This window comes from Ruegeria sp. CDSB086, from assembly GCF_059611065.1.
In genome coordinates this window covers 1-2500 of record NZ_JBXWOV010000022.1, presented here as the reverse complement: position 1 = coordinate 2500, position 2500 = coordinate 1, and the positions used below count along the sequence as shown (strand labels likewise).

1 protein-coding gene, 1 tRNA gene and 2 rRNA genes (1 of these 4 cut by a window edge) are annotated in these 2500 nt (G+C 54.2%); 3 read left to right on the top strand and 1 reads right to left on the bottom strand.

Features of this window, described 5'->3' with window-relative positions:
- Together AC2FIO_RS22720 and rrf are read left to right on the top strand one after the other, a co-directional pair.
- Positions 1-1997: ribosomal RNA gene (locus AC2FIO_RS22720) — 23S ribosomal RNA — on the top strand; it begins 834 nt to the left of the window's first position.
- A 181-nt stretch (positions 1998-2178) separates the two neighbouring features.
- A 5S ribosomal RNA gene (gene rrf / locus AC2FIO_RS22715) occupies positions 2179-2293 on the top strand.
- Between the two features lie 44 nt (positions 2294-2337).
- Here the strand turns inward: rrf and AC2FIO_RS22710 are convergent.
- The gene (locus AC2FIO_RS22710; protein WP_496700151.1) at positions 2338-2460 is read right to left on the bottom strand and encodes a hypothetical protein; all 123 of its coding nucleotides are present in this window, start codon (positions 2458-2460) and stop codon (positions 2338-2340) included.
- On the opposite strand from AC2FIO_RS22710, the gene AC2FIO_RS22705 reads away from it, so the two are divergent.
- Positions 2424-2500, top strand: a tRNA-Met gene (locus tag AC2FIO_RS22705). The two genes, AC2FIO_RS22710 and AC2FIO_RS22705, sit on opposite strands and share 37 nt — an antisense overlap.

The window sequence follows — 2500 nt, the reverse complement described above, 5'->3', positions numbered from 1 at the left end:
TCTGCGAAATCTATTTAGGTAGAGCGTCATCCGAATACCCCGGGGGGTAGAGCACTGGATGGGTAATGGGGCCCCACAGGCTTACTGATCCTAACCAAACTCCGAATACCCGGGAGTACTAGATGGCAGACACACTGCGGATGCTAACGTCCGTAGTGGAGAGGGAAACAACCCTGACCTACAGCTAAGGCCCCCAATTCATGGCTAAGTGGGAAAGCAGGTGGGACGACCAAAACAACCAGGAGGTTGGCTTAGAAGCAGCCATCCTTTAAAGATAGCGTAACAGCTCACTGGTCTAAATAAGTTGTCCTGCGGCGAAGATGTAACGGGGCTCAAGCCATGAGCCGAAGCTTAGGATGCCGTAAGGCATGGTAGCAGAGCGTAGTGTGACATAAGACTTATCCTCTTTAGTGTCCTTCGGGGCACCTTGGAGGATCGAGTCTTTTCGATGAAGCCGGCGCGTGAGCGATCCGGTGGAGAGATCACTAGTGAGAATGATGACATGAGTAGCGACAAAGAGTGTGAGAGACACTCTCGCCGAAAGTCCAAGGGTTCCTGCTTAAAGCTAATCTGAGCAGGGTAAGCCGGCCCCTAAGCCGAGGCCGAAAGGCGTAGGCGATGGGAACTAGGTTAATATTCCTAGGCCGTGGAGTGGTGACGGATCTCAGAGGTAGTTCATCCTTATCGGATTGAATGGGCTGCTGAGAGGTTCCTGGAAATAGCCCTCCTATAAGACCGTACCCTAAACCGACACAGGTGGACTGGTAGAGCATACCAAGGCGCTTGAGAGAACGATGTTGAAGGAACTCGGCAAAATACCTCCGTAAGTTCGCGAGAAGGAGGCCCGGTTCCTAGGCAACTAGGGGCTGGGGGCACAAACCAGGGGGTGGCGACTGTTTATTAAAAACACAGGGCTCTGCGAAGTCGCAAGACGACGTATAGGGTCTGACGCCTGCCCGGTGCCTGAAGGTTAAAAGGAGAGGTGAGAGCCTTGAATTGAAGCCCAGGTAAACGGCGGCCGTAACTATAACGGTCCTAAGGTAGCGAAATTCCTTGTCGGGTAAGTTCCGACCTGCACGAATGGCGTAACGACTTCCCCGCTGTCTCCAACATCGACTCAGCGAAATTGAATTGCCTGTCAAGATGCAGGCTTCCCGCGGTTAGACGGAAAGACCCCGTGCACCTTTACTACAGCTTCGCACTGGCATCAGGATTGTGATGTGCAGGATAGGTGGTGGGCTTTGAAGCAGAGACGCAAGTCTTTGTGGAGCCTCCCTTGAGATACCACCCTTCGCACTCTTGATGTCTAACCGCGGTCCGTTATCCGGATCCGGGACCCTGCGTGGCGGGTAGTTTGACTGGGGCGGTCGCCTCCTAAAGCGTAACGGAGGCGCGCGAAGGTTGGCTCAGAGCGGTCGGAAATCGCTCGTTGAGTGCAATGGCAGAAGCCAGCCTGACTGCGAGACTGACAAGTCGAGCAGAGTCGAAAGACGGCCATAGTGATCCGGTGGTCCCGAGTGGAAGGGCCATCGCTCAACGGATAAAAGGTACGCCGGGGATAACAGGCTGATACTGCCCAAGAGTCCATATCGACGGCAGTGTTTGGCACCTCGATGTCGGCTCATCTCATCCTGGGGCTGGAGCAGGTCCCAAGGGTACGGCTGTTCGCCGTTTAAAGAGGTACGTGAGCTGGGTTTAGAACGTCGTGAGACAGTTCGGTCCCTATCTGCCGTGGGTGTAGGAGACTTGAGAGGAGTTGCCCCTAGTACGAGAGGACCGGGGTGAACGATCCACTGGTGGACCAGTTGTCGTGCCAACGGCAGTGCTGGGTAGCTATGATCGGACAGGATAACCGCTGAAGGCATCTAAGCGGGAAGCCCCCCTCAAAACAAGGTCTCCCTGAGGGCCGTGGAAGACCACCACGTCAATAGGCCGGAGATGTAAGCGCAGTAATGCGTTCAGTTGACCGGTACTAATCGCCCGATAGGCTTGATTTGATCCAGTAATGGAAAGACAAATCAAAAACATACACCTCATTAAACATGGATAACTTCGCAGCAAAACGCTGCGGTGTTGATTGACATAACTACCGAGTAGCAACGCGCATTTGCACGCAAATACGTCGCCTGCCACTCGTCGCGCTTTGCAAAGCAAAGCCGCGACGGGGATTTTCCTCGGTTTGGTGGTCATAGCGCAAGTGAAACACCCGGTCCCATCCCGAACCCGGAAGTTAAGCACTGCCGCGCCAATGGTACTTGGGCTTAAGCCCCGGGAGAGTAGGTCACCGCCAAACCTAGAAAAATCCCACAATCAAACTTCTCTCTTACGATATCGAACTCATTCGACCCCGGCCTCAAGTAGCGTAAGCAACAGGCCGAAAAACGGTCTCAAGTAGCCGAATAGGCGGTAGACCACCAAAGTGACGCGGGATGGAGCAGCCCGGTAGCTCGTCAGGCTCATAACCTGAAGGTCGTAGGTTCAAATCCTACTCCCGCAACCA